This window comes from Plantactinospora sp. CA-290183 (assembly GCF_050936375.1).
GTDB lineage: Bacteria > Actinomycetota > Actinomycetes > Mycobacteriales > Micromonosporaceae > Plantactinospora.
The window spans coordinates 96,780-120,420 of record NZ_JBNJMX010000006.1 but is presented as its reverse complement, the minus strand read 5'-3'; the positions used below and the strand labels follow the sequence as shown (position 1 = coordinate 120,420).

Annotated in this window: 20 protein-coding genes; 11 read left to right on the top strand and 9 right to left on the bottom strand. The window is 73.0% G+C overall.

Annotation, left to right across the window (positions count from 1 at the left end):
• Positions 1-2 precede the first annotated feature (2 nt).
• Positions 3-1,427: a type I glutamate--ammonia ligase gene (gene glnA / locus ACQEUR_RS13995; RefSeq protein WP_433030231.1), complete on the bottom strand. Its 1,425-nt coding sequence runs from the start codon at positions 1,425-1,427 to the stop codon at positions 3-5.
• Positions 1,428-1,721: 294 nt separating this feature from the next.
• On the opposite strand from glnA, the gene ACQEUR_RS13990 reads away from it, so the two are divergent.
• The 3 genes from ACQEUR_RS13990 (at position 1,722) to ACQEUR_RS13980 (ending at position 3,664) form a co-directional block, all read left to right on the top strand.
• Positions 1,722-2,135, top strand: coding sequence for an RDD family protein (locus ACQEUR_RS13990; RefSeq protein WP_433030446.1), 414 nt, complete (start codon positions 1,722-1,724; stop codon positions 2,133-2,135).
• Positions 2,136-2,354: 219 nt separating this feature from the next.
• On the top strand, positions 2,355-3,422 hold the full coding sequence (locus ACQEUR_RS13985) for a LacI family DNA-binding transcriptional regulator (protein WP_433030229.1): 1,068 nt from the start codon (positions 2,355-2,357) through the stop codon (positions 3,420-3,422).
• A gap of 2 nt (positions 3,423-3,424) precedes the next feature.
• Complete coding sequence (locus ACQEUR_RS13980) at positions 3,425-3,664, top strand: hypothetical protein (RefSeq protein WP_433030227.1); 240 nt, start codon at positions 3,425-3,427, stop codon at positions 3,662-3,664.
• A 57-nt stretch (positions 3,665-3,721) separates the two neighbouring features.
• Here the strand turns inward: ACQEUR_RS13980 and ACQEUR_RS13975 are convergent, their stop codons facing one another.
• On the bottom strand, positions 3,722-4,414 hold the full coding sequence (locus ACQEUR_RS13975; RefSeq protein WP_433030226.1) for a DUF4191 domain-containing protein: 693 nt from the start codon (positions 4,412-4,414) through the stop codon (positions 3,722-3,724).
• A gap of 271 nt (positions 4,415-4,685) precedes the next feature.
• Here ACQEUR_RS13975 and ACQEUR_RS13970 point away from each other — a divergent pair, with 271 nt between their 5' ends.
• Together ACQEUR_RS13970 and ACQEUR_RS13965 are read left to right on the top strand one after the other, a co-directional pair.
• On the top strand, positions 4,686-4,880 hold the full coding sequence (locus ACQEUR_RS13970; RefSeq protein WP_433030224.1) for a hypothetical protein: 195 nt from the start codon (positions 4,686-4,688) through the stop codon (positions 4,878-4,880).
• Positions 4,881-4,945: 65 nt separating this feature from the next.
• Positions 4,946-7,852: a helix-turn-helix transcriptional regulator gene (locus tag ACQEUR_RS13965; protein WP_433030222.1), complete on the top strand. Its 2,907-nt coding sequence runs from the start codon at positions 4,946-4,948 to the stop codon at positions 7,850-7,852.
• Between the two features lie 63 nt (positions 7,853-7,915).
• Here the strand turns inward: ACQEUR_RS13965 and ACQEUR_RS13960 are convergent, their stop codons facing one another.
• Positions 7,916-9,394, bottom strand: a complete 1,479-nt coding sequence (locus ACQEUR_RS13960) for an NAD(P)/FAD-dependent oxidoreductase (RefSeq protein ID WP_433030220.1) — start codon at positions 9,392-9,394, stop codon at positions 7,916-7,918.
• Between the two features lie 405 nt (positions 9,395-9,799).
• On the opposite strand from ACQEUR_RS13960, the gene ACQEUR_RS13955 reads away from it, so the two are divergent.
• Entirely contained in the window at positions 9,800-10,699 is a 900-nt protein-coding gene (locus tag ACQEUR_RS13955) for a MerR family transcriptional regulator (protein ID WP_433030218.1), read from the top strand.
• Positions 10,700-10,739: 40 nt separating this feature from the next.
• Here the strand turns inward: ACQEUR_RS13955 and ACQEUR_RS13950 are convergent, their stop codons facing one another.
• The gene (locus tag ACQEUR_RS13950) at positions 10,740-11,813 is read right to left on the bottom strand and encodes a lipoyl synthase (RefSeq protein WP_433030216.1); all 1,074 of its coding nucleotides are present in this window, start codon (positions 11,811-11,813) and stop codon (positions 10,740-10,742) included.
• 504 nt (positions 11,814-12,317) lie between these two features.
• Here ACQEUR_RS13950 and aspS point away from each other — a divergent pair.
• Positions 12,318-13,625, top strand: coding sequence for an aspartate--tRNA(Asn) ligase (aspS, locus tag ACQEUR_RS13945; protein WP_433030214.1), 1,308 nt, complete (start codon positions 12,318-12,320; stop codon positions 13,623-13,625).
• Between the two features lie 67 nt (positions 13,626-13,692).
• Here the strand turns inward: aspS and lipB are convergent, their stop codons facing one another.
• The gene (lipB, locus tag ACQEUR_RS13940) at positions 13,693-14,346 is read right to left on the bottom strand and encodes a lipoyl(octanoyl) transferase LipB (protein WP_433030212.1); all 654 of its coding nucleotides are present in this window, start codon (positions 14,344-14,346) and stop codon (positions 13,693-13,695) included.
• Positions 14,347-14,438: 92 nt separating this feature from the next.
• Between lipB and ACQEUR_RS13935 the strand changes: the two genes are divergently transcribed.
• Positions 14,439-14,939: a hypothetical protein gene (locus tag ACQEUR_RS13935; RefSeq protein ID WP_433030210.1), complete on the top strand. Its 501-nt coding sequence runs from the start codon at positions 14,439-14,441 to the stop codon at positions 14,937-14,939.
• Between the two features lie 107 nt (positions 14,940-15,046).
• On the opposite strand, the gene ACQEUR_RS13930 is transcribed toward ACQEUR_RS13935, so the two are convergent.
• Positions 15,047-16,876 carry a DUF2079 domain-containing protein gene (locus ACQEUR_RS13930; protein ID WP_433030208.1) on the bottom strand — a complete coding sequence of 610 codons (1,830 nt, stop codon included), beginning with the start codon at positions 16,874-16,876 and terminating at the stop codon, positions 15,047-15,049.
• 117 nt (positions 16,877-16,993) lie between these two features.
• Here ACQEUR_RS13930 and ACQEUR_RS13925 point away from each other — a divergent pair, with 117 nt between their 5' ends.
• Together ACQEUR_RS13925 and ACQEUR_RS13920 are read left to right on the top strand one after the other, a co-directional pair.
• Positions 16,994-18,016 (top strand): ATP-binding protein, encoded by a 1,023-nt coding sequence (locus ACQEUR_RS13925; protein WP_433030206.1) that lies wholly within the window; start codon positions 16,994-16,996, stop codon positions 18,014-18,016.
• 50 nt (positions 18,017-18,066) lie between these two features.
• Positions 18,067-18,459 (top strand): SCO5389 family protein, encoded by a 393-nt coding sequence (locus ACQEUR_RS13920; RefSeq protein ID WP_433030204.1) that lies wholly within the window; start codon positions 18,067-18,069, stop codon positions 18,457-18,459.
• Between the two features lie 119 nt (positions 18,460-18,578).
• Here the strand turns inward: ACQEUR_RS13920 and ACQEUR_RS13915 are convergent, their stop codons facing one another.
• On the bottom strand, positions 18,579-19,016 hold the full coding sequence (locus ACQEUR_RS13915) for a hypothetical protein (RefSeq protein ID WP_433030202.1): 438 nt from the start codon (positions 19,014-19,016) through the stop codon (positions 18,579-18,581).
• Between the two features lie 425 nt (positions 19,017-19,441).
• On the opposite strand from ACQEUR_RS13915, the gene ACQEUR_RS13910 reads away from it, so the two are divergent.
• Positions 19,442-20,644, top strand: a complete 1,203-nt coding sequence (locus ACQEUR_RS13910; protein WP_433030200.1) for an extracellular catalytic domain type 1 short-chain-length polyhydroxyalkanoate depolymerase — start codon at positions 19,442-19,444, stop codon at positions 20,642-20,644.
• Positions 20,645-20,697: 53 nt separating this feature from the next.
• Here ACQEUR_RS13910 and ACQEUR_RS13905 read toward each other — a convergent pair whose 3' ends face one another.
• The gene (locus tag ACQEUR_RS13905) at positions 20,698-21,594 is read right to left on the bottom strand and encodes a TIGR01777 family oxidoreductase (protein WP_433030198.1); all 897 of its coding nucleotides are present in this window, start codon (positions 21,592-21,594) and stop codon (positions 20,698-20,700) included.
• Between the two features lie 131 nt (positions 21,595-21,725).
• Positions 21,726-23,606, bottom strand: a complete 1,881-nt coding sequence (gene sucB, locus ACQEUR_RS13900) for a 2-oxoglutarate dehydrogenase, E2 component, dihydrolipoamide succinyltransferase (RefSeq protein WP_433030196.1) — start codon at positions 23,604-23,606, stop codon at positions 21,726-21,728.
• Positions 23,607-23,641 lie beyond the last annotated feature (35 nt).

Genomic DNA, 23,641 nt, shown 5'->3' with positions numbered 1-23,641 from the left:
GTTCAGCAGTCGTAGTACATGGCGAACTCGTGCGGGGTCGGCCGCAGCCGGACCGGGTCGACCTCGTTGGTCCGCTTGTAGTCGACCCAGGTGGAGATCAGGTCGGGGGTGAAGACGCCACCCTCCAGCAGGAAGTCGTGGTCGGCCTCCAGCGAGTCGAGCACCGCGGGCAGCGAGCCGGGGACCTGCTTGACCGAGCCCCACTCCTCCGGCGGGAGGTCGTAGAGGTCCTTGTCGATCGGCTCCGGCGGCTCGATCTTGCTCTTGATGCCGTCCAGGCCGGCCAGCATCATCGCCGAGAAGGCGAGGTAGACGTTGGCCGACGGGTCCGGCACCCGGAACTCGACCCGCTTCGCCTTGGCGTTGCTGCCGGTCACCGGGATGCGGGTACAGGCCGACCGGTTGCGCTGCGAGTAGACCAGGTTGACCGGCGCCTCGAAGCCCGGCACCAGCCGGCGGTACGAGTTGACCGTCGGGTTGGTGAAGGCCAGCAGCGACGGGGCGTGGTGCAGCAGGCCGCCGATGTACCAGCGCGCGGTGTCGGAGAGCCCCGCGTAGCCGGTCTCGTCGTAGAACAGCGGCTCGCCGTTCAGCCAGAGGCTCTGGTGGGTGTGCATGCCGGAACCGTTGTCGCCGAAGAGCGGCTTGGGCATGAAGGTGGCCGTCTTGCCCGCCGCCCACGCCTCGTTCTTCACGATGTACTTGAAGAGCTGGAGCTGGTCACCGGCGTGCAGCAAGGTGGAGAACCTGTAGTTGATCTCGGCCTGGCCGGCGGTGCCCACCTCGTGGTGCGAACGCTCCACGGTGAAACCGGAGTCGATCAGCCGGCGCACGATGCCGTCGCGCAGGTCGGCGTAGTGGTCGACCGGCGGGACCGGGAAGTAGCCACCCTTGTAGGCGGTCTTGTAGCCCCGGTTGCCGCCCTCCTCCTCGCGGCCGGTGTTCCAGGCGCCCTCGATCGAGTCGATGTAGTAGAAGGCCTGGTGCGCCGAGGTCTCGTGCCGGATCGAGTCGAAGATGTAGAACTCCGCCTCCGCTCCGAAGTAGGCGGTGTCCGCGATGCCGCTCGCGGCGAGGTACGCCTCCGCCTTCTTCGCCACGTTCCGGGGGTCCCGCGAGTAGGGCTCGCGGGTGAACGGGTCGTGGATGAAGAAGTTGAGGGCCAGCGTCTTCTGCGTCCGGAAGGGGTCGATGAAGGCCGTGGCGACGTCGGGGAGCAGCAGCATGTCCGACTCGTGGATCGCCTGGAAACCACGGATCGAGGATCCGTCGAAGGCGAGACCGTCGGTGAAGACCGCATCGTCGAACGACTCGACCGGCAGGTTGAAGTGCTGCATCACGCCGGGCAGGTCACAGAAACGTACGTCGACGAACTTCACGTCCTCGTTCTTGAGGTATCGCAGGAGTTCCTCGGGGTTGGCGAACACACGTCCTCCTGGCACGTCCACTGATGGCTAGGCTGGTGGCGACGCTATGGCCAAGCGATTGCCCGAGCGTGTCTCTGATGTTTCTGCCGTGTTACGTCGTCTGCGGAGCGTGATCTCCGCTGGTGACCGCGGATCCTCTACCGGGCATGGTACCGCCGACCCGACCGCGTGACCCGCGTTGTCGCGCGCCCGCCGCGCTGGACCGCGGTCGGCCCTCCACCTGCGGCGGGGCGCCGGGAGGGCCGCGCCGACCCGCGGATACCCTGACTCCCCGTGGCGAGACAGGACGACAGTGTGGCTCCGGTGGCGCCGGCGGCCGATCCGCGCTTCGAACCGCCGACCCTGGCGCGCCGCTTCGGCGCCCTCGTCGTCGACTGGGCGCTCAGCATCCTGGTGGCCAGCTTCTTCGGTGATCCGGTACGCGACGGCTGGTCGCCGGTCGTGACCCTGATCGCCGAGTACGGCTTCTTCGTCGGCCTCTTCGGGCAGACCCCGGGGATGCGGCTGGCCCGGATCAGGTGCGTCTCCTTCACCGACGGCGGGCGGATCGGGGTGATCCGCGCGCTGCTGCGGGGCGCCCTGCTCGGCCTGGTGGTGCCGGCGCTGATCATGGATCGCCACCGTCGCGGGTGGCACGACCGGGCGGTCGGCTCCGTCGTGGTGGCCGCCCCGCCGCGTCCGGCCCAGCCCTCGGCCACGGGGCGCTGACCGCCCGAACGTGCACACCCCGGGCTGACCCGCCCGGGACGGCGCTGCTGAGCCGGCCCTCCTGGCCTCCGGACCTCCTGGCCTCCGGACCTCCTGGCCTCCTGGCGGGCACCGGCTCAGGTCGCGGAATCGATCGTCCGATCCGGATGGCGTACCTGCACGCGCTGGCGTACTGTATCGATTCAGAAGGGCACTGGATCGATACAGAAGGCGGGATTCGTGAAGCCGACCCTGCAGACCGTGGCGGACGCGGTGGGCGTCTCCCGCAGCACGGTGTCGAACGCGTACAGCCGGCCGGACCAGCTGTCACCCGCCCTGCGCCAGCGGATCCACGAGGCGGCGCGGTCGCTGGGCTACCCGGGACCGAACCCGACCGCGCGCTCGCTGCGGCGGGGACGGGTGGGGGCGATCGGGGTGCTCTTCACCCCGGCGCTCTCCCAGGCGTTCACCGACCCGTACGCGGTGCGGTTCCTGCGGGGCCTCGCCGAGGCGGCCGAGCGGCACGCCAGCGGCCTCCTGCTGGTGCCGCTCTCCGAGGCCGACGAGGAGACCGCGGTCGAGGTGGTACGGAACGCGGCCGTCGACGGCTTCTGCGTCTACTGCGTACCCGCCTGGCACGCCGCGCTCGCCGCGACCCGGTCCCGTGGCGTGCCGGTGGTCGCGGCGGAGAGACCGGCGCGGGACGCCCCCGACGCCATGTACGTGGGCATCGACGAGGTCGGGGCGGCCCGGGCGGCCGCCGTGCACCTCGCCGGGCTGGGCCACCGCCGGGTCGCCGTCGTCTCCGACTTCCTGGTCGCCGAGCGCCGGGTCGGGCCGGTGACCCTCGCCGGCCTGGCGGAGATCCGGTACGACGTCACCCGGGAGCGGCTGCGGGGCTTCCTCGACGGTCTGGCCGGGGTCGGCGTCGGCTGGTCCGACCTGCTGCTCGTCAACGCCAGCGCGAACGGCCGGGCCGAGGGGGCGCGCGCGGCGGCGTACGCGCTGGACCGGGCCGACCGGCCGACCGCGGTGCTGGCGGTGACCGACCTGCTCGCCCTCGGTGTCCTCGACGCCCTGGCCGAGCGCGGCCTGCGTCCCGGCCGCGACGTCTCGGTGACCGGCTTCGACGACATCCCGGAGGCGGCCCCGGCGGGACTCACCACCATCCGCCAACCCGCGATGGAGAAGGGACTGATCGCCGGCCGGCTGCTGCTCGACCCGCCCGAGGACCCGACCGCCCGTCAGGTGCTCCTCCCCACCGAACTGGTCGTTCGATCCTCGACCGGCCCTGTCGAAAGGACGTGACCATGGACCCCCTGGGTTACCACCTCGCGCTGGGCGCCACCGAGCGGCACCTGCGGTCCGCCCGTCCGGACGCGCCGATCCGGCCGGATCCGGTCCGGCGGTCCGGGGCCGCGCTCCACGCGGTACGCCGGGCCACCGCGGCGGCGTTGCGGCTGGTCGCCGACCGGCTCGAACCGGCCCGCCCGGCGGCGTCCGCCCGACCACCCCGCTCTGCCCGGGGTGACACCGGCGCCGGGCGTTAGGAGGGGCCCCTTCCTATACCGAAAGCGATAAGAAGGGGCCCTTCCTTACAGGTTGGGTTAGCGGCCGCGCATCTGCCGGAAGGCGCCCTTGGACGGGCGCATGTTCTTCGGGATGGCGCCCTTCGGCATCTGCGGGCGGGCCGCGGAGAGCGCCTTGAGCCGCTTGTCGAGGGCGTTCACGTCCTTGCCGCTCAGGTTGCGCGGCAGCCGCATCAGCGTCGTCCGCAGCTTGCGGATCGGCAGCTCGTCCTCGCCCGGCCCGATCAGGTAGTCGTAGAGCGGCGCGGTGCCGATCACCTTGGACAGCCGGCGCTTCTCCTGGCCGAGCAGGCTGCGGATCCGCTGCGGGTTGCCCTCGGCGAGCAGGATCACCCCCGGCCGGCCCACGACCAGGTGCACCATGTCCATCTGGGTGGTCGAGCTGACCGCCGGGGTGACCCGCCAGTCGCCGCGCATGGTCTCCAGGATCGACGCCGCCGCGCCCGGCTGTCCCTCGGCGGCGTTCATCATCGCCCGGTTGGAGCGCAGGTTCAGCACGATCAGCACCGCGAGCAGCGCGACCAGGATGCCGATCGGCAGCCACAGCCAGCCCCACTGCATGACCGCGACCACGGTGAGCGCGACCGGGATCAGCACCGCGACGGCGGCGAGCGGCACGAACCACTTGTCGCGTTTCGCGGTGAACGAGAAGACCATCCCGATCTGCTTCAGCCGTTGGCCGAACGACACCTTCTCCTGCGGCTTAGCCATGCGAGAAGTCTAGTGGGAGGCGTGCAGCGGTCGGACTCCCGGCCGGCCAGGCGGCTCGGGCAGGCCTGCGGTAAGGACCTTACGCCGGTGCCGGCCCTCCTCAGCCGCGACGTAAGGCGGTGCGGCACCGGGAGATGAGGCGACGCACCCATGCGGACGGGGTGCCTTCGGGCGAAGAGTCGACATCAGCGGAGGCAGCGCCAGCGGGTGGAACCGGACGCGGAGAGACCCGCCAACGCCGAGACCGCCAGCCCGAGGAAACCGGATCCGGATGGAGTCGACCATGTTCAGCACCGACCCGCACTTCCTGCTCGCCCTGCACCACAGCCACGCCGAGGAGCTGCGGGCCGAGGCCGACGCCGACCGGCTGGCCCGGGCCGTACGCCGGGCGGAGCCGGCCCGGACGCGGTTTGGACGCGGACGGCGGTGCGGCACCGCCGCGTCCCGGGCCCCGGCCATGCCGTGACCGGGCCCGCCGACGGCGGTGCCGGAGGCGCCGGCACCGCGCCGCAGCGTGGCATCCTCGATCTCGTGACCACTCGCTCCGCCAGCAGCGTCCTCGTCGGGCGCCAGTCCGAACTGGCCGCCCTGCGCGACGCCCTGAAACGGGTACGCGCCGACGAGCCCCTCGCGGTGCTCGTGGGCGGCGAGGCCGGGGTGGGCAAGACCCGGCTGGTCGAGGAGTTCGCCCGGTACGCGGTCGACGAGGGCAACCAGGTGCTGGTCGGCCAGTGTCTCGAACTCGGCGAGCAGGGCCTGCCGTTCGCGCCGTTCGCTGCGGCGCTGCGGCAACTGCTGCGTCGGGACGGGACGGCCGCGTTCGCCGGCTACGAGCAGGAGTTCGCCCGGCTCCTGCCGGAGCTGGCCCGGCTGACCGGGCGCGGGACGGTCGGCGCCGGTGACCCGACGACCGGGCCCGGCCCGGGGCTCGTCCTGGACTCGCACCAGGGTTACCTGTTCGAGCTGGTCGCCGGGCTCTTCTCCCGGCTCGCCGCCGACCGGCCACTGGTGCTGCTGCTGGAGGACCTGCACTGGGCCGACCGCTCCACCCGGGACCTCATCGCCTTTCTCGTCCGGGCGGTACGGCCGGAGCGGCTGCTGCTGGTCGGCACGTACCGCTCCGACGAGCTGCACCGGGGACACCCGCTCCGCGCGTTCCTGGCCGAGCTGGACCGCGCCCGGGGGGTGGACCGGCTGGAGCTGGACCGGCTCGACCGGGAGGGCACCGGGCGGATCCTCGCCGACCTGCTCGGGTTCGAGCCGAGCGTCCGGGCGGTCGACAACATCCACGGCCGTACCCAGGGCAACCCGTTCTTCGTCGAGGAACTTGCCGCGGTCAGCGACCCGGTCGGCTGCGCCGACCTGCCGGAGACGCTCCGCGACCTGCTGTTGGCCCGGGTGGACCGGCTACCCGAGTCCGCCCAGCGGGTGCTGCGGATCGCCGGGGCCGGCGGTACCCGCATCGCCCACGACCTGCTGGCCGAGGTGGCCGGCGTGCCCGAGGCGGAGCTGGAGGGGGCGTTGCGCGCCGCCGTCGCCGCGCAGCTCGTCGTCGTCGATCCCGACGGCGGCTACGAGTTCCGGCACGCGCTGGTCCGGGAGGCCGTGCACGAGGACCTGCTCCCCGGCGAGCACGCCCGGCTGCACGCCCGGTACGCCGCCGCCATCGAGGCGGCGCCGGCGCTGGTCGCCGACGGCCGGGCCCCGGCCGAGCTGGCCCACCACTGGTACGCCGCGCACGACTACCCGAGGGCGCTCACCGCCGCCTGGGCGGCCGCCGAGGCGGCCGGGTCCCGCTACGCGTACGCCGAACAGGGCCGGTTGCTGGAGCGGGCGCTCGAACTCTGGGAGCAGGTGCCGGACGCGGCGCAGCGGCTCGGCCTGGACCACCTGGCGCTGCTGGAGGCGAACCTGACGGCGGCCTCGACCGCCGGCGAATACAGCCGGGCGCTGGCCCTGACCCGGGCGACCCTGGCCGAGATGGACAGCGCGGCGGAGCCGGTCCGGGCCGCCCAGGTGCTGCTGCTGCGCGGTCGGCTGCTGCGGATTCTCGGCAAGGGCGACGGCGCCGAGGACCTGCGCCGGGCGTACACCCTGGCGGCCGGGGTGGACGACGATCCGCGACGGGCCCGGCTGCTCGCCGACATCGCCTTCCGGGTGGCCCGGATCGACCGGGTCGAGGGGGCCCGGATGGCCGCGGAGGCGATGGCGGCGGCAAAGGTCTTGGGACAGCCGGACGCCCTGGTCGCCGCCACCCTGGCGGCGGGCTGGGTGTGCAGCCGCAAGATGGCCCCCGACGTCGGTCTCGCCGACCTGCGCCGGGCCGAGGAGCTGGCCCGGGCGGCCGGTGATTCGGAGACCGTGGTGAGGGCCCTCGTGGTCACCTCCGACGCGCTCTGCGAGATCGGCCGGTACGCCGAGTCGGCCGAGGCGGCGGCGACCGGCTACGCGGAGGCCCGGCGGGTGGGGATCAGCCGTTCCACCGGTGCGTTCCTGCTCTCCAACCAGGCCGAGGCGCTGATCGCGCTCGGCCGCTGGGACGAGGCCGACGAGCTCTGCGGCGAGGCGTCCCGGCTCGACCTGCCGGGCATCACCAGCTACCACTGGTTGCAGCTGCGGGCCTGGCTGCGGCTGGCCCGGGGACAGCCGGGCGCCGAGGACCTGGTCGGCCGGGCGCTGGGCTTCCTCCGCCGGCCGTACCTCACGCTGGAGCTGCCGCTCTACGAACTGCGGGTCGAGGCGGCGCTCGCCACCGGGGACACCACCGCCGCGCTCCCCGCCGCCCGCGCGCTGCTCGACCGTCGGCTCGACAACGATCCGCGGTACGGCTGGCCGGCGCTGGTCGCCGCCGCCCGGGTCGCGCTCGCCACCGGCGACGAGTCCGTACGGGCGCGGGTGCGGGCGGCGGCGGAGGGGCTCACCGCCCGCTACCCCGCCGAGCGGGCCGGTGCCGCGCAGGTGTCGGCCAGCCTGGCCGGGCCGGCCGAGGCGCTGCCACGCTGGCAGGCGGCGGTGGCGGCGTGCCGGACGGACGGGCAGCCGTACCCGCTGGGGCGGGCCCTGCTGTCGCTGGCCGAGGCGGCGGCCGCGGCGGGGGACCGGACGCGGGCCGGCGGTGCGGTCGAGGAGGCGTCCGCGATCGCCGGGACGCTGGCCGCCGTACCGCTGGCCGAGCGGGCCGCGACCCTGGGCCGGCGGATCGGCCTGCGTACGGCGGGCTCGGTGTCCGGACCGGATCCGTTGACCGCGCGGGAGCGGGAGGTGCTGCGGCTGGTCGCCGAGGGGCACAGCAACAGCGGGATCGCCCAGCGGCTCTACATCTCGCCCAAGACCGCCAGCGTGCACGTCTCGCGGATCATCGCGAAGCTGGACGTCAGCAACCGCACCGAGGCGGCGTCGGTCGCCCACCGGCTGGGCCTGCTCGACGGGGACCACTGAGCCGTCGAGGACGCCGACCGGCCGACCCGCGTTCCGGCCGGTGACGGGCGCGCCGCCCGGGGCTCAGCCCGGTGTGGCCCGCCGGGGCAGCACCGGGGCGGCCCGGCCGGTGCCGTGCTCGCCGGGAGTCCTCTCCTCGTGGTACTCCTCCTCGACGTTGACCTCCCAGACGTCGTGGTCGGTGCCGTCGAGGATGTTCGACACGGACAGCATCGCGGTCATCATCGAGTGGTCCGCGTTGTTGTAGCGGTGCATGCCGTTGCGCCCGATCGGATGCACGTTGGGCACCTCGGCGTCCAACCAGGACCGGATGGTGGCGACGTTGTCCCGGTAGGCGAAGTCGTAGAACGGGTACGCCCTCGGCATCCGCACCACGTAGCCGGCCTCGACCGCGCCGGGCCGGACCAGACCGAGTCGCTCCAGCTCGGCGGTGCCGAGGGCGACCAGGTCGGTGTCGGGGGAGTTCCACAACTCGTCGCCGAGGTTGAGGAAGTATTCCAGCCCGAGGCAGGTACGGCCGTTCTTCACCAGGTAGGGCGACCAGGAGCCGAAGTTCTGGATCCGGCCGACCTGCACCTCCGGGGCGTGGATGTAGATCCAGTTGTCCGGGAAGCTGAACTCCTCGGGGACCACCAGCGCGACGGTGAGGAAGTCCCGGTAGAAGAGCCCGTTCGCGGCGGCGGTGACCGACGGCGGGGCCGGCGGGTCCATCGCCAGGACCAGGTGGGAGATGGGCATCGACGAGATGACGTGGTCCGCGCAGACCCGCCGGTCGCCGTCCGGGCCGCGTACCGTGACCGCGACCGCCCGGCCGTCCGCGCGGTGTACGGCGCGAACCTCGGTGTTCAGCGTGACCGTGCCGCCGCGCTTCTCCACGTGCTCGGCACAGCGTTCCCACATCATGCCCGGGCCGTACTTCGGGTAGTTGAACTCCTCGATCAGGCTGGTGATGTCCTTCTGGTTGCGCCGGGGGAGCAGCGCGTTGAGGACGGCGTTCGAGAGCGAGAGGTTCTTGATCCGCTGGGCCGCCCAGTCGGCGGAGAGTTCGGTGGCGGGCACTCCCCAGAGCTTCTCGTTGTAGGTCTTGAAGAAGTGCGTGTAGAGCCGCCGGCCGAACCGGGCGGTGACCCAGCCGGCGAGGTGCGACTGGTCCCGGGGCGGGAAGGCACGGGACCGCAGGTAGGACCCCACACAGCGCAGCGCCTCGACGACGCCCAGGTTGCGCAGCGCGTTGCCGGCCTTCAGCGGATAGTCGAAGAGCTTCCCGCCGTAGTAGATCCGGCTCATCCGGGGCCGGAGCAGGAAGTCCTCGTCGGGCAGGATCTCGTGCCACAGCGCCTCGACCTGCGGCACCTTGGTGAAGAAGCGGTGCCCGCCGATGTCGAAGCGCCACCCGTCCCGCTCGACGGTACGGCTGATCCCACCCACCACGTCGTCCGACTCGAACACCTCGACGCTGGCGTTGCGCCTGGTCAGCTCGTACGCGGCGGTGAGCCCCGCCGGACCGGCGCCGATGACCACGGTGTGGGGTGGTGGTGTCATGCTTCTATTCATCACCTTCGACGTCTTCGCGGCAACCACCAGCCGGCCGGATCGGCAGGAGGCTAACACGGTCGACCGTGCCGGTTCAGGCGTACGGGTGATGTGGTGGGTGCGGCGGGCCGCCGGAGGTGACCCGGCGGAGCTAGGCCGTGTTTCAGGTTCGGATTCCTGTGCGCGCCCTGCACGATGATGATCAAGATGTGGGGCGAGGCGATCTTTCTGATGAGCAGTGGTCGGTGCTGGAGTCGTTGCTGCCTGCGGTGGGCATAAGTCGCGAGTGGCCTGGCTGTCGGCGGCTGGTAGACGGTGTGCGGTGGCGGGATCTGCCGTTCGGGTTGCACCTTCCGTAGCGGCATGTGGTCCAGTGGACCTACGTCCCGATCCCTTGAGGAAAGGTCCCTGCTCATGCATCCGTCTTTCCTGCCACCCCGCCAGGTCAAGATCGGTGACGCGGCGGCCTTCGCCGGCAGCACGCCACGGGCGATTCGCCATTACCACGAGATCGGTCTGCTCCCCGAGCCTGAGCGGGGCGGTGACAACCGCCGCCGCTACGGGTACGAGGACATGATCCGCCTGCTGTGGATTCGCAAGATGGCCGACGCCGGGATCGCCCTGGACGACATCCGTGACGCCTTTACCACCGGCACGGCTTCCGGCGGTGCGGACAGCGGAGACGGTATCGCGGGCATCCTGGAGCGGTTGGAGGAAACCCTCGCCGAGCAGGAGGCGGAATTGCGGCGGCAACGGACCGCCGTGCAGCGGATGCGCACCGAAGGCAGCCGGATGGGCCTGCTCTCCGACTTCGTCACCGAACGCCTCAAGAGCCTGCCCGAAGGCTCCCTGCGTCAGGCGGACCTGGACACTCTGCTGGTCACTGAGCGGATCTTCGGCCCGCTCGGCGCGGCCGTCCAGGCCACCCGCTTCGTCGCCCTGGCCACGCATCCCACTCTGCGGGAGGATTCCGACCGCATCGATGCCGCCGAGGAGGCACTCGATGACAGCATCGCCGTCGATGATCCACGGGTGGCTCAAGTGGCCGCCGAGCGGCACGCCTTCGAAAGCGCCCTGCAGGCCGTCATCGAGGAGTCCGGCCTGGATAAGGACGACGATGCCCTCTTCGACGCCTGGGACACTTTGCACCCTGCTACCGCCGGTCACGGCGAGGACGGGGCCGACCTCAGCTCTGCCAGGCGGGAGATGAGCGTACTTGAAGCCGTCGGCAAGATGCCCTACGACTTCTCCCCAGCCCGCCTGCGCTGTATGGACCTGTTCATCGCACACGCCCGTGAAGACATCTGGAAGTAGAGCTATCCGCCCAAGACTCACCCGCTACCTAAAACACGGCCTAGCCGGCCGTGACGCCGCTGCGCGCCTCGACGGCCTGCTGGTACAGCCGGCCGGCCCGGTACGACGAGCGCACCAGGGGGCCGCTCATCACACCGGCGAAGCCGATCTGCTCGGCCTCCTCGCGCAGCTCGACGAACTCCTCCGGACGCACCCAGCGCTCCACCGGGTGGTGCCGGGGCGTCGGCCGGAGGTACTGCGTGACGGTGATCAGCTCGCAGCCGGCCGCGTGTAGGTCGCGCAGCGCCTGGGAGATCTCGGCGCGCTCCTCGCCCAGCCCGAGGATCAGGTTGGACTTGGTCACCAGCCCGGCCGACCGGGCCTGGGTGATGACGTCGAGCGACCGCTCGTAGCGGAACGCCGGCCGGATCCGCTTGAAGATCCGCGGCACGGTCTCCACGTTGTGCGCGAGCACCTCCGGGCGGGCGCCGAAGACCTCGGCGAGCTGCGTGGGGTTGCCGTTGAAGTCGGGGATGAGCAGTTCCACGCCGCAGCTGGCGAGCCCGCTCAGCGCGTCACCGGCGTCGGCGCCGTCCGCCGGACTCCGCCAGGTCAGCGCGTGGATCTGGCGGACCGTCTCGGCGTAGAGCCAGGCGCCGCCGTCCGGCAGGTCGTCCCGGGCCACCCCGGTGACCGTGGCGTAGCGCAGCCCCATCGTGGCGACCGACTCGGCGACCCGGCGCGGCTCGTCGGCGTCGAACTCGGCGGGCTTGCCGGTGTCGATCTGGCAGAAGTCGCACCGGCGGGTGCACTGGTCACCGCCGATGAGGAAGGTCGCCTCCCGGTCCTCCCAGCACTCGTAGATGTTGGGGCAGCCGGCCTCCTGGCAGACGGTGTGCAGCCCCTCCCGGGAGACCAGACCCCGCAGCTGGGTGTATTCGGGACCCATCTTCGCCTTGACCTTGATCCAGGGCGGTTTCCGCTCGATCGGGGTCGCGGCGTTGCGGGCCTCGACCCGCAGCAGCCGCCGTCCCTCCGGCGCGACGGCCGTGCCGGCCCGACTGCTCTGTGCGGTCACGACGCCCGGCCCGCCGGCGGCGATGGCGGCGGGGGGCGCGGAGTGCTCGATGGTCACGAATCCGAGCCTACGCGCCGGACGTCTCCCGTTCACCCGGAGGCGACCGGACTCACTCGGCGGACCGCGTGACGCCACTCACCCAGCCCGCCGCCCGGCTCGACCCGGTCGCCGGCCCGGGGGATCCCGCCCCGCGGGCTCCCGGAAATTCGGTGTCGGACGGCGCCGGCCCCGGTTAGCGTTCTCGGCAGAGCGACGACGGAGCCGAGTACCGCCCCGACCACCGGAGTCCAGAGAGTCACCGCCGCTGGAAGGTGATCTCCGGCCGGGGCGCGAAGACCCTCCCGAGCTGCCGGCAGAACGGCACCCTCCCGGGAGCCCAGTAGAGCCGGCCGCCCGACCCGGCGACACGGGTCGTGAACGAGGCCGCCGATCCGGTCACGGACGACGGCGAAGGTGTGGTGGCACCGCGAGTTCCGGCTCGCCCACACTCCCCGGGTCACCTCGACGCGCGACGGGCGGACCGCCCGGTGCGCGTCCGCGAACCACCGAGGAGTGCCGCAGATGCCCCGCACACTCTCCACGTCGCTGCCGGAACGGGTCGGTGCGACCGTGACGGTCGCCGGCTGGGTACACCGCCGCCGGCAGCTCAAGTCCGTGACCTTCCTGATCCTCCGGGACGCCGCCGGACTGGCCCAGGTCGTGGTTACCGCCGCCGAGCCGCGGGCCCGGCTGGCCGAGCTGACCGAGGAGTCGGTGGTCGAGGTCACCGCCCGGGTGGTGGCGAACCCCGCCGCACCCGCCGGGGTCGAGCTGGTCGACCCGACCGTACGCCCGCTCGGCGACCCCGCCGTACCGCCCCCGTTCGACCTGTACCGGCCGGAGCTGACCGCCGCCCTGCCGACCCAGCTGGACCACGCCACGGCGGCGTTGCGCCATCCCACCCGCTCGGCGGCGCTGCGGATCTCCGCCGCCCTGGTGGCCGGCTTCCGCTCCACCCTGGACGGGCTCGGCTTCGTCGAGGTGCAGACCCCGAAGATCGTGGCGTCGGCCACCGAGAGCGGGGCCGGCGTCTTCGCCATCGACTATTTCGGCCGGCCCGGGTACCTGGCCCAGTCCCCGCAGTTCTACAAGCAGATGCTGGTCGGGGTCCTCGAACGGGTCTACGAGGTGGGGCCGGTGTTCCGGGCCGAGCCGCACGACACCACCCGGCACCTGGCCCAGTACACCTCGCTCGACGTCGAGTTCGGCTTCGTCACCGACCACCGGGACGTGATGCGGATGCTGCGCGGGGTGCTGGCCGGGATGCTCGGACAGCTTCCGAGCCGGGCGGCCGGGGCCCTCGACACGCTCGGCGTGGCGCTGCCGGTGGTCCCGGCCGAGATCCCCGCGGTGCACTTCGCCGAGGCGCTGACCATCGCCGCGGCACCGGCCGACGAACCGGACCTGGCCCCGGCGCACGAACGCGCCCTGGGGGAGTGGGCCCGGGCCGAGCACGGCTCCGACTTCCTCTTCGTCACCGGCTATCCGATGGCCAAACGCCCGTTCTACACCCACCCGGCCACCGAGGGACCTCCGTCGGGCGGGCCGCGCGAGGCGTACTCGAACGGGTTCGACCTGTTGTTCCGGGGGGTCGAGCTGGTAACCGGCGGGCAGCGGCTGCACCGGTACGCCGACTACCGGGCCGCGCTCGCCGCCCGGGGCGAGCCGATCGGGCCGTACGAGTCCTATCTGGAGGCGTTCCGGCACGGGATGCCGCCACACGGCGGCTTCGCGATCGGGCTGGAACGGCTGGTGGCCCGCCTGGTCGGCGTGGCCAACGTCCGGGAGGTCACCGCGTTCCCCCGCGACCTCCACCGGCTGACCCCGTGAAAGGAAGGGCCCCTTCTTATCGTTTTCGGTAGAGGAAGGGCCCCTTTTTAACCGGTAACCGGGGCGGCTAACCGAGCAGAGTCGGCAGGTGCCGTTCGACGATCGGCAGCACCTCGGCCACGGTGACCGGGCGACCGAGCTCGGCGGTCAGCGAGGTGGTGCCGGCATCCCGCAGGCCGCACGGCACGATCCGGTCGAACGCGGCCAGGTCGCAGTCGCAGTTGATCGAGAAGCCGTGCTGGGTGACGCCCCGGGCCACCCGGAGGCCGAGGGCGGCCACCTTGCGGTCCGGCCCGCGCTCGTCGGCGCGCACCCAGGCGCCGCTGCGGCCCTCGACCCGGACGGTCGTCAGGCCCAGTTCGGCGCAGACGTCGATCAGCATCTGCTCGGTGCGGCGGACGAAGGCGACCACGTCCACCGGCTGCCCGGCGTCGGCGCCCGGCAGCTTGACGATGGGATAGCCGACCAGTTGCCCCGGTCCGTGCCAGGTGATCTTGCCGCCCCGGTCCACGTCGATCACGGGCGTGCCGTCCGCCGGCCGGTCCCACGGCTCGGTCCGCTTGCCGGCCGTGTAGACGCTCGGGTGCTCCAGCAGGAGCACGGTGTCGGGCTGTTCGCCCGCGACGACCGCCTCGTGCACCCGGCGCTGCTCGTCCCACGCCGCGAGATAATCACAGACCCCGAGCCGTACGCCGGTGAGCTGCGCAACTGTGCTGGTCACGTCGCCCAGCATAGTTCGCCGCCCGCCCCGCGGTCCGGTACGTGGTCGGAGTCACCGCCGGCCCGACGGCGGTCGGCGGGCATGATGCCCCGATGACAGCACTTCCGCTCGGGATCCTGCTGGTGCACGCCGGGGTCGGCTCGTTGTGGCTGGGCTCGATGGCGTACAGCCTCTTCGTGCTGCAACCCCGGCTGGGCCGGATGCTGACGGCCGGCGATCTCGCCCGGCGGACGACCGACGTGGCCCGGGTCGCGGACGGGCAGCGGGTCGAGGGCGCGCAGCGGGTGCTGGCGCACGGCAACCGGTGGCCGGTGACCGCCCTGATCGGGCTGCTCTGGCTCAGCGGGCTGGCGCTGGTGTTCCTGGCGGAGAGCCGACCGGCGAGCTGGTGGATGCTGGTCGGCGCCAAGGCGACGCTGCTGGGCCTCGCCACCGGGCTCTTCTGGTGGGTCTCCTGGCGAGGCTGGCCAAGGCGCGTCTTTGCCCTGCCTGCCGAGCTTCCCGCGCTGCAACGCCGGTTCCGACGGGTCGCGGTGAGCATGCTCGGCCTGGTCGCCGCCGCCTACCTGCTCGGCATGCTCGCCGCGCACTGAGCGACCGGCGACGCACCCTGCCGTGACGAGCGCGTCCGTCCGGTACGGGCGGGGATGGTTAAGCGGGGGCCCTTCCTCTACCAAAAGCGATAACAGGGGGCCCTTCCTTACACCGGTGGGATCCGCCAGAGCCAGACGTCGGAGACGCGTTCGGGTGGGCCGAGCAGGTCGGTGGCGACGTCGAGCAGGGCCTCGGTGTGGATCGGGAACTTCGCGCCGTGCACCTCGGTGGCGAGCACCACCACCTCGACCCGCCAGTACCGCAGGTCGGCCCGGGCGGCGGCCCGGTCGGCGTCGGTGACGACCGGTCGCTCGCCGGTCTCGGCCACCTCCAGCAGCAGCGCGTCGGTGGCCCGGGGCACCGGACCGATCCGGCCGCGCCCGTCCGGGCCGCCGGGGCCGAGGAAGAAACCGGACGGGATGGCGAACTCGCCCTGCCGGTGCGTCAGGGCGTACGCCTGCCAGCGCTGCCCGTCCGGGGCCAGGTCGAGGGTGAGCGGCAGCGGGGTCAGCACGCCTCGCGGTGAGACGTACTCCCGCCAGAGGCCGGAGGTGATGAACCGCGGGACCGGCTCCCGCTCGACGGTCAGCAGCGGGACCGGCACCAGCGGCAGGAGGGCCACCGCGAAGCCGGCGATCCAGCCGGTGCGGGCCCGCCTGGTCGGCGGGGCGGCCCGGAGCAGGTCGACGGCGTGCGCGAGGAGCAGCCCGAGCAGCGGGGCCACCACTAGGGCCAGCCGGGACGGCAGCGCCGCGTTGAACACCGGCAGGTGCCCGAGCAGGGCGTACGGCAGCGGGATGTCGGTGTGCTCCCCGAAGATCTTCACCCGGGGGCCCCAGGAGAGCACGGCGAAGACCAGCGCGGTCACCCCGAGCGCCCGCAGGGTGGCCCGGCGGCCCGGTTCGGTGCGGCGCCAGAGCAGCCGGAGGCAGGCCACGGCGAGCACCAGCAGGGGGAGCCCGAGGAAGGAGTTCTCCTCCGTCGGGTTCGGCGCCAGCGAACTGTCCAGCCCGGCGAGCCCGGCCAGGCTCCGCTGCGGGTACGCGCCGTACGCGGCGATGTCCTCGGCGTGGACCACCGGGTCGAAGCCGGTGCCGTGGAAGCCCTGCGGGCCGAGGAAGTGCAGCCAGAGGGGGTACGCGAGCAGGGCGAACGCCACCACCGCGGTGACCGCCAGCCCGCGCAGGAAGTCCGGCAGCGCCGCCCTCGCCTCGGCCCGCCGTCCCCGGTCCGTCGCCCAGGTGCCGAGGAACACCCCGCAGGCCAGCGCGGTGAAGAAGAGCCCTTCGGCGGCGACCGAGAACGCGACCGCGACCAGCACGCCGAGCACCAGCCCGCCCGGCAGCCACCGGCCCGGCCGGCGCAGCCGCAGCACGCCCCAGACCAGCACCGCGGGCACCCAGCCGGCGCTCCAGTTGAGGTGGGCGTTGGCGTGCGCCACCAGCCCCGGCGCGAACCCGATGAACAGGCCGCCGAGCACGGCGGCGGGCACGCCGCGGCCGAGGTGCCGGGAGAGCAGCCAGTACCAGGCGTACGCGCTGCCGGCGAGGTTGGCGGTGAGCACCACCAGGAAGGTCGCGGGCGCCCCGACCAGGTAGGTGAGCGGGGCGAAGAGCGCGGCGTACACGGTGATCGAGGTGTTGACGGCGAGGTTGACGCCGTCCGGGACGTTCAGCAGGTCCGTGAAGAACGGGTTCTGACCGTGGGTGAGGGCGTGCCCGCCGTAGGCGAGCAGCCACTCGAAGAGCGCCTGGTCGCTGGAGTTGACCGTGATCGCCCGGCCGTTGGGGTCGAGCCAGAGTCCACTGGTGACCCAGAACGCACCGGCGATCGCGAGGGCCGCGACGAGCAGGTCGACCCGGCGGTCCGGCCGGCGGCGGGTCGTGGTCGACGGCTGCGGGGCCGGTTCGGCGAGCGCGGGTGGGGAGAGCGGCACGGGGCGGAGGTTACCAACCCGGCGCCGACACGCCGAGGAACCGGGCACCCTTGACGATCTCAGTGGAAATGATTTCCAATTGGATTAACACCGAATGTCCGCAGGAGGACGCGTACCGTGAAAGTCTCTTTCGTCGGCAAGGGCGGCAGTGGCAAGACCACCCTGGCCGCCCTCTTCGCCCGGCATCTCGCCGCGGCGACGGCCCGCCCGGCTCCCGGCCCTGCCGGCTCAGCCAGCTCCGTCGCCTCCGTCGGCGGCGAGCGGCCGGCGCTGCTCGCCATCGACGCCGACATCAACCAGCACCTCGCCGCCGCCCTCGGCGCCACCGAGCACGAGGCGGTGCTGCTTCCCGCGCTCGGCGACCGGCTCGACATGATCAAGGAGTACCTGCGGGGCGACAACCCCCGGATCTCCTCGGCGGCCGCGATGGTCAAGACCACCCCGCCCGGACGCGGCTCCCGGCTGCTGTCGGTCACCGGGACCAGCCCGATCCACCGGGAACTCGTCCGCGAGGTGGGCGGGGTACCGCTGGCGGTGACCGGCCCGTTCGCCACCGAGGATCTCGGGGTGGCCTGCTACCACTCCAAGGTCGGTGCGGTGGAGCTGCTGCTCAACCACCTGGTCGACGGCCCGGGGGAGTACGTGGTGGTCGACATGACCGCCGGGGCGGACTCGTTCGCCTCCGGGCTCTTCACCCGGTTCGACGCGACCTTCCTGGTCTGCGAGCCCACGCTGCGCAGCGTCGGCGTCTACCGGCAGTACGTCGGGTACGCCCGCGACTACGGCGTGCGGGTGCACGTGGTCGGGAACAAGGTCGACGACGCGTCCGACGTCGCGTTCCTGCGCGAGCACGTCGGACCCGACCTGCTCACCTGGTTCGGCCGGTCCCGCTACGTGAAGGCCGCCGAGCGGGGCGCCCCGGAGCCGATCAGCACGCTGGAGCCGGCCAACCGGGCGGCGCTGGAACTGCTCCACGCGACGCTCGACGCACAGGCCAAGGACTGGGCGACCTACCACCGGCACGCGGTGGAGTTCCACCTGCGCAACGCGTCGGCCTGGGCGAACGACCGCGTCGGCGAGGACCTCGCGGGTCAGGTCGACCCCGATTTCGTCTTCGGACCGCAACCGCTGGTCCGCTGATCCGTACGGCTCCGCTGATCCGTACGTCACGCCCTACAGGAGGAGGAAACATGTCCCTGGACGTCCCCACCGCTCTGCTGGAGCGGGCCGAAGCCGGCCAGGTCGACGACGACGAGTTCGTCGACTGCGTCCGGCGGTCCCTGCCCTACGCCTGGGCGGTCGTCTCCGACGTCGCCGCCCGGGCACACTCGACCGGGGCCGGCCACGCCGACCACGCGGTGCCGCCGCCGAGCGAGGCCGAACGGGGTCAGCTGCTCCGGGCGCTGGCCAGCGACGCCATCCGGGGCGGGCTGGAGCGCCACTTCGGAGTGAAGCTGGCCTTCCAGAACTGCCACCGGGTGGCCGCGTTCAAGCTCGCGGCGGTGGGCGGTACGACGTACCGGCGGTTCGTCTCACCGCTGGCGCAGATCCGCAACCAGTCGCCGGAACTGCGCGACTGCTGAGGGGTAAGGAAGGGCCCCTTGTTATCGCTTTTTGTATAGGAAGGGGCCCTTCCTAACGTCCCGGCGGCGCGCCCGGCGGCGGCGCGCGCGGCGGGGCTGCTCCGCGAGGCGCCGGCGGGTTATCCGGAGGTGCCGCCGCGCCGGCGGGGAAGGCGGCGGGCGACGAAGACGACCAGCGCGCCGACGAGCACCAGCAGCGCGCCGAGGCCGGGCAGCCACCCCGGCACCGGATCGCCCCCGGTCACCGGCAGTTGTCCGCCGGTCGGGCCCGGGCCGGGCGTCGGGGGCCAGTTGGGTTGCGCCGTCGGCGGCGGGGTCGGTTGCGCCGTTGGCGGCGGGGTGGGCCGGGGGAGCACCTCGAAGGTGACTCTGCCGGGTGTCCCGGGCGTCGGTGCGCTCACCGGGACGACCCGGTCCGCGGCCGCGACCGGCGGGCTCGGCACGGCGGCCGACACCGCGCTGGCCGACAGGACGACGAGCAGGACCATGCCGCCGACCCGAGAGCGCGGCGGGGGTTCCGCACCGCCGTCCCGGCCACCGCTCTCCTGGTCGATCATCGGGTCTCCAGCCTGGATGAGGCCACTCACGCCCCGGCCGGGATCCCCCGGGTACGACGGGCGGAGTGGCCGGTGCACCCGTCCGTACGACGCGTGACATCACCTTGACAGTTTCTGCCCGGCTGCAGGCTGGATGTCGTGAACATCCCTCTATTCGGGGTGGCGGCGGAGCCGGAGCGGGGTGACTCGTCCGACGGCACGCTGCCTGGTCCGTGTCCCCGGAGGTTCCTCGCCCCGTCGGACCTGGCACTACCGCCCCTGCCCCGGCACCGGCCCATGGGCCGGGGCGTCATGACCACATCGGTAAATATGTGACCGTGCACCATGTCGCCGGTTCGTCGTCCGGTCGTAACGTCTCGGCAACTTCGGGAGTGGCCCAGCCCACACCGTCTGGCCCAACCCCCACCGTCGTCCGGAGGCCGACCATGCGCCGCAGCTCCCATCTCCTGGCCCGCCTCGCGCGGGCCGCCCTCGTACCCCTGCTGGCCGCGGCGACGGTGCTCACCGCCGCCGCGCCCGCCCAGGCCGCCACGCTGACCCAGGTCAGCGGGTTCGGTTCCAACCCCGGCAACCTCACCATGTACGCCTACCGACCCGACGGTCTGCCGAGCGGGGCGCCCGCCGTGGTACTGCTGCACGGCTGTGCCCAGAACGCCAACGGCTACTTCAGCAACTCCGGTTGGCGCAAGTACGCCGACCAGTGGGGATTCGCGCTGATCGTGCCGGAGCAGAAGTCGGCGAACAACTCCACCTCCTGCTTCAACTGGTTCGAGACCGCCGACACCGCCCGGGGTCAGGGCGAGGCCCTGTCGATCAAGCAGATGGTCGACCACGCCCGGTCCAGCTACGGCATCGCCGCCAACCGGGTCTACGTCAGCGGCCTCTCCGCCGGCGGCGCCATGGTCGCCGCGATGCTCGCCACCTATCCGGACACCTTCGCGGCCGGCTCCATCGTCGCCGGCATCCCCTACCGCTGCGCCACCAGCATGGTCAACGCGTTCAGCTGCATGAACCCGGGCGTCGACCGCAGCCCGGCGCAGTGGGGCGACCTGGTTCGCAACGCGTACCCCGGCTACTCCGGCGCCCGCCCGAAGGTCGCGATCTGGCACGGCACCGCCGACTACACGGTCGGGACGGCGAACGCGACCGAGTCCCGGGACCAGTGGACCAACGCGCTCGGCGTCTCGCAGAGCCCGACCGGCACCTCGTCCCTGCCCGGCGGCACCACCCTGGAGACGTACGGCGCCGACCAGGTGCGGCTGTACCGCGTCGCCGGCATGGGACACGGCACTCCGGTCGACCCCGGCTCCGGCGCCGACCAGTGCGGCACCGCGGCCGCGTACTTCCTGGACACCATCTGCTCGGCGTACCGGGACGCGCTCTTCTTCGGGCTCGGTTCCGGCGGCGGCCCCGGCGATCCGGGCGACCCCGGCGACCCGGGTGATCCCGGCGAGGAGCCGGTCTGCGTCACGGCGACCAACTACGCGCACGTCCAGGCCGGGCGGGCCTACCAGTCCCTCGGCTACGCCTACGCGACCGGTTCCGGGCAGCTGATGGGCCTGTACAACACCTTCGCCACCTCGGCGCTGCGGGAGACCGCCCCCGGTCACTGGGTGGTCGGCTGCTGAGCGCACCCCCGGCCGGTGCCGGCCCCGCATCTCGGCGGGGCCGGCGCCGGCCGTCAGGCCAGGGCGGCCCGCAGCGCGCTCGCCAGGTCGGGGTGCTGGTAGCGGAACCCGACCCGCTGGAGCACCCCCGGTAGCACGCGGGAGCTGCGCAGCGCCTCGCTGGCCAGCTCGCCGAGCAGGATCCGCAGCGCGACCCCCGGTACGGGCAGCACGGCCGGTCGGTGCAGCGCCTGGCCCAGTTCCCGGGTGAACTCCGCGTTGGTCACCGGCGCCGGGCCGACCAGGTTCACCGGGCCGGCGATGTCCTGGCGGTCCAGCAGCAGGATCGCCGCGGCCAGCCAGTCCGCCATCGACATCCAGGCGATCCACTGCCGGCCGCCGGCGAATTTGCCACCGATACCCAGCCGGTACGGGAGCAGTTGCGGCTTGAGGAACCCGCCCTCCCGGTCGAGCGGCAGCCCACTGCGCAGCCGTACCACCCGGACGCCGGCCTGCTCGGCGGGGCCGGTCGCCGCCTCCCAGACCCGGCACATGTCGGCCATGTGGCCCTCGCCGGCCGGCGCGTCCTCCTCGACCGCCCGGTCGCCGGTGTCGCCGTACCAGCCGATCGCCGAGCCGTTGAGCAGCACCTTCGGCCGCTGTTCCGCCGGCAGCCCGGCGATGGCGCGGGCCAGGGTTCCCGTGGTGTCCACCCGGCTGGCCCGCAGCACCTCCTTGAACTCGCTCGTCCAGCGCCGCTCGGCGATGTTCGCGCCGGCCAGGTTGATCACCGCGTCCGCGCCGGAGACCACGGCCGGGTCCAGTTGCCCGGCGGCCGGGTCCCACCGGACCTCGTCGGTGCTGCGGGCCGCCCGGCGGACCAGCCGTACGACGTCGTGGCCCTCCGCCCTGAGCCGCTCCGTCAGCCGAGTTCCGAGGAAGCCGGACGAACCGGCGAAGAGGATGCGCATCCCGTCATCTTCGCCCAACCGGGCGGTGGCCGCCGGACGGGATGCCGCGACTGTCCGGGCCGGGGGCGCCGCAACGGCGTGGGGCGCGCCGGAGCAGTGCTCCGGCGCGCCCCTGCGGCGTGCGTTCGTGGTCAGGCCAGGCCGAGCTCGGCCTCGAACTGGCCCGCCTCCAGGCGCTGCTTGATGGCGGTGAGGAACCGGGCGGCGTCCGCACCGTCGATCAGCCGGTGGTCGTAGGAGAGCGCGAGGTAGACCATCGACCGCGGCACGATGACCTCGCCGAGCTGCGGATCGGTGATCACGACCGGGCGCTTGACCACCGCGCCGGTGCCCAGCATCGCCGACTGCGGCGCCGGCACGATCGGGGTGTCGAAGAGCGCCCCCCGGCTGCCGGTGTTGGTCAGCGTGAAGGTCGCACCCGCGATCTCGTCCGGGCTGATCTTGTTGGTCCGGGTCCGCTCGGCCAGATCGGCGATCCGCCGGGCGAGCCCCGCCAGGTTGAGGTCGCCGGCGTTGTGGATGACCGGCACCATCAGGCCGCGCTCGGTGTCCACGGCGATGCCGAGGTGCTCCGCCTCCGGGTAGGTGATCGTCCCGGCCTCCAGGTCCATCCCGGCGTTGACCACCGGGTGGGTCTGCAACGCCTCCACCGCGGCCAGGGCGAAGAACGGCAGGAAGGAGAGCTTGACCCCGTGCCGCTGCGCGAACGCGTCCTTGGCCCGCGCCCGGAGCTGGGCGACCTTGGTGACGTCCACCTCGACCACGGTGGTGAGCTGGGCCGACTCGTGCAGCGACTGCTGCATCCGCTTGGCGATGACCGAGCGGATCCGGGACATCTTCTGGGTGCTGCCCCGCATCGGGCTCGGCTGCGGCCGGGCGGCCGGCTGTGCGGGCGTCGCCGGTGCCGCCTCGGGCGCCGGTCGGGCCGCCTTCTCGCGCTCCGCCTTGGCCCGCTCGGCCGCCGCGAGCACGTCCTGCTTGCGGATCCGGCCACCGACCCCGGTGCCGCTGAGCGTGCCGAGGTCGACGCCCTGCTCGGTGGCGAGCTTGCGGACCAGCGGGGTGACGTAGCCGGCGCCGTTCTCGGCACCGCCCTGCGGGGCGGCCGGCGTGGCCTGCGGCGCGGGCGCGGACTGGGCGGCCCGCTCGGTCCGCACCGGCTGCTCGGAGCGCTCCGTCTCCGGGGCCGGGCTCTGGTAGCCGGCACCGGCCTGGGCCGGCTCGGCCGCTTTCGGGGCCGGCGCGGGCTCGGCCCGCTCGGCGCGGGCCGGCTGCTGCGGCGCGGGCTCCTGCCGGGCCGGCTCCTGCGGGGCGGGCTGCTGCTCCGACGGCTGGGCGGGCGCGGCACCGGCGGCGCCGATCACCGCCAGGTCGGCACCGACCGGGGCGGTCTCGTCCTGCCCGACCAGGATCTCCAGCAGCGTGCCGGCGGCCGGGGAGGGAATCTCGGTGTCCACCTTGTCGGTGGAGACCTCGACCAGCGGCTCGTCCGCCTCGACCTGCTCGCCGATCTCCTTGAGCCAGCGGGTCACCGTACCCTCGGTGACGCTCTCGCCCAGCGCGGGCATCTTCAGGACCGTGCCACCCTCGGCCGACCCGCCCTGCGCCGGCTCGGCCGGGCGCTCCTGGCCACCCGGCGCGGCCGTCTCGGGCTCGGTCTCCTCCGCCGGCGCCGACTCGGGCTCGGGCTGTGCCGCTTCCGGCTCCGCCTCGGCCTCGGCCTCGGGCTCCGCCTCGGGCTGTTCCGCGGGTTCGCCCCCGCCGGTCGCCTCACCGTCGCCGTCGATGACCGCCAGCTCGCTGCCGACCTCGGCGGTCTCGTCCTCGCTCACCACGATCCGGGTCAGCACGCCGGCCGCCGGGGACGGAATCTCCGTGTCCACCTTGTCGGTGGACACCTCCAGCAATGGCTCGTCGACCTCGACCCGCTCACCCTCCTGCTTCAGCCAGCGGGTGACGGTGCCCTCGGTGACGCTCTCGCCCAGCCGGGGCATGGTGACCGATACCGGCATCTTTCAAGACTCCTTCGTGGCCTGGTGCGATCCTG

What these genes read in the sequence shown, in the direction of transcription:
- ACQEUR_RS13955 (WP_433030218.1), top strand. Translation starts at nt 9,800, where the DNA reads ATGCATCCGTCTTTCCTGCCACCCCGCCAGGTCAAGATCGGTGACGCG.
- ACQEUR_RS13905 (WP_433030198.1), bottom strand. Translation starts at nt 21,594, where the DNA reads ATGCGCATCCTCTTCGCCGGTTCGTCCGGCTTCCTCGGAACTCGGCTG.
- ACQEUR_RS13960 (WP_433030220.1), bottom strand. Translation starts at nt 9,394, where the DNA reads ATGACACCACCACCCCACACCGTGGTCATCGGCGCCGGTCCGGCGGGG.
- ACQEUR_RS13970 (WP_433030224.1), top strand. Translation starts at nt 4,686, where the DNA reads ATGGAGTCGACCATGTTCAGCACCGACCCGCACTTCCTGCTCGCCCTG.
- sucB (WP_433030196.1), bottom strand. Translation starts at nt 23,606, where the DNA reads ATGCCGGTATCGGTCACCATGCCCCGGCTGGGCGAGAGCGTCACCGAG.
- ACQEUR_RS13915 (WP_433030202.1), bottom strand. Translation starts at nt 19,016, where the DNA reads ATGATCGACCAGGAGAGCGGTGGCCGGGACGGCGGTGCGGAACCCCCG.
- ACQEUR_RS13935 (WP_433030210.1), top strand. Translation starts at nt 14,439, where the DNA reads ATGACAGCACTTCCGCTCGGGATCCTGCTGGTGCACGCCGGGGTCGGC.
- ACQEUR_RS13910 (WP_433030200.1), top strand. Translation starts at nt 19,442, where the DNA reads ATGCGCCGCAGCTCCCATCTCCTGGCCCGCCTCGCGCGGGCCGCCCTC.
- aspS (WP_433030214.1), top strand. Translation starts at nt 12,318, where the DNA reads ATGCCCCGCACACTCTCCACGTCGCTGCCGGAACGGGTCGGTGCGACC.
- ACQEUR_RS13920 (WP_433030204.1), top strand. Translation starts at nt 18,067, where the DNA reads ATGTCCCTGGACGTCCCCACCGCTCTGCTGGAGCGGGCCGAAGCCGGC.
- ACQEUR_RS13980 (WP_433030227.1), top strand. Translation starts at nt 3,425, where the DNA reads ATGGACCCCCTGGGTTACCACCTCGCGCTGGGCGCCACCGAGCGGCAC.
- ACQEUR_RS13975 (WP_433030226.1), bottom strand. Translation starts at nt 4,414, where the DNA reads ATGGCTAAGCCGCAGGAGAAGGTGTCGTTCGGCCAACGGCTGAAGCAG.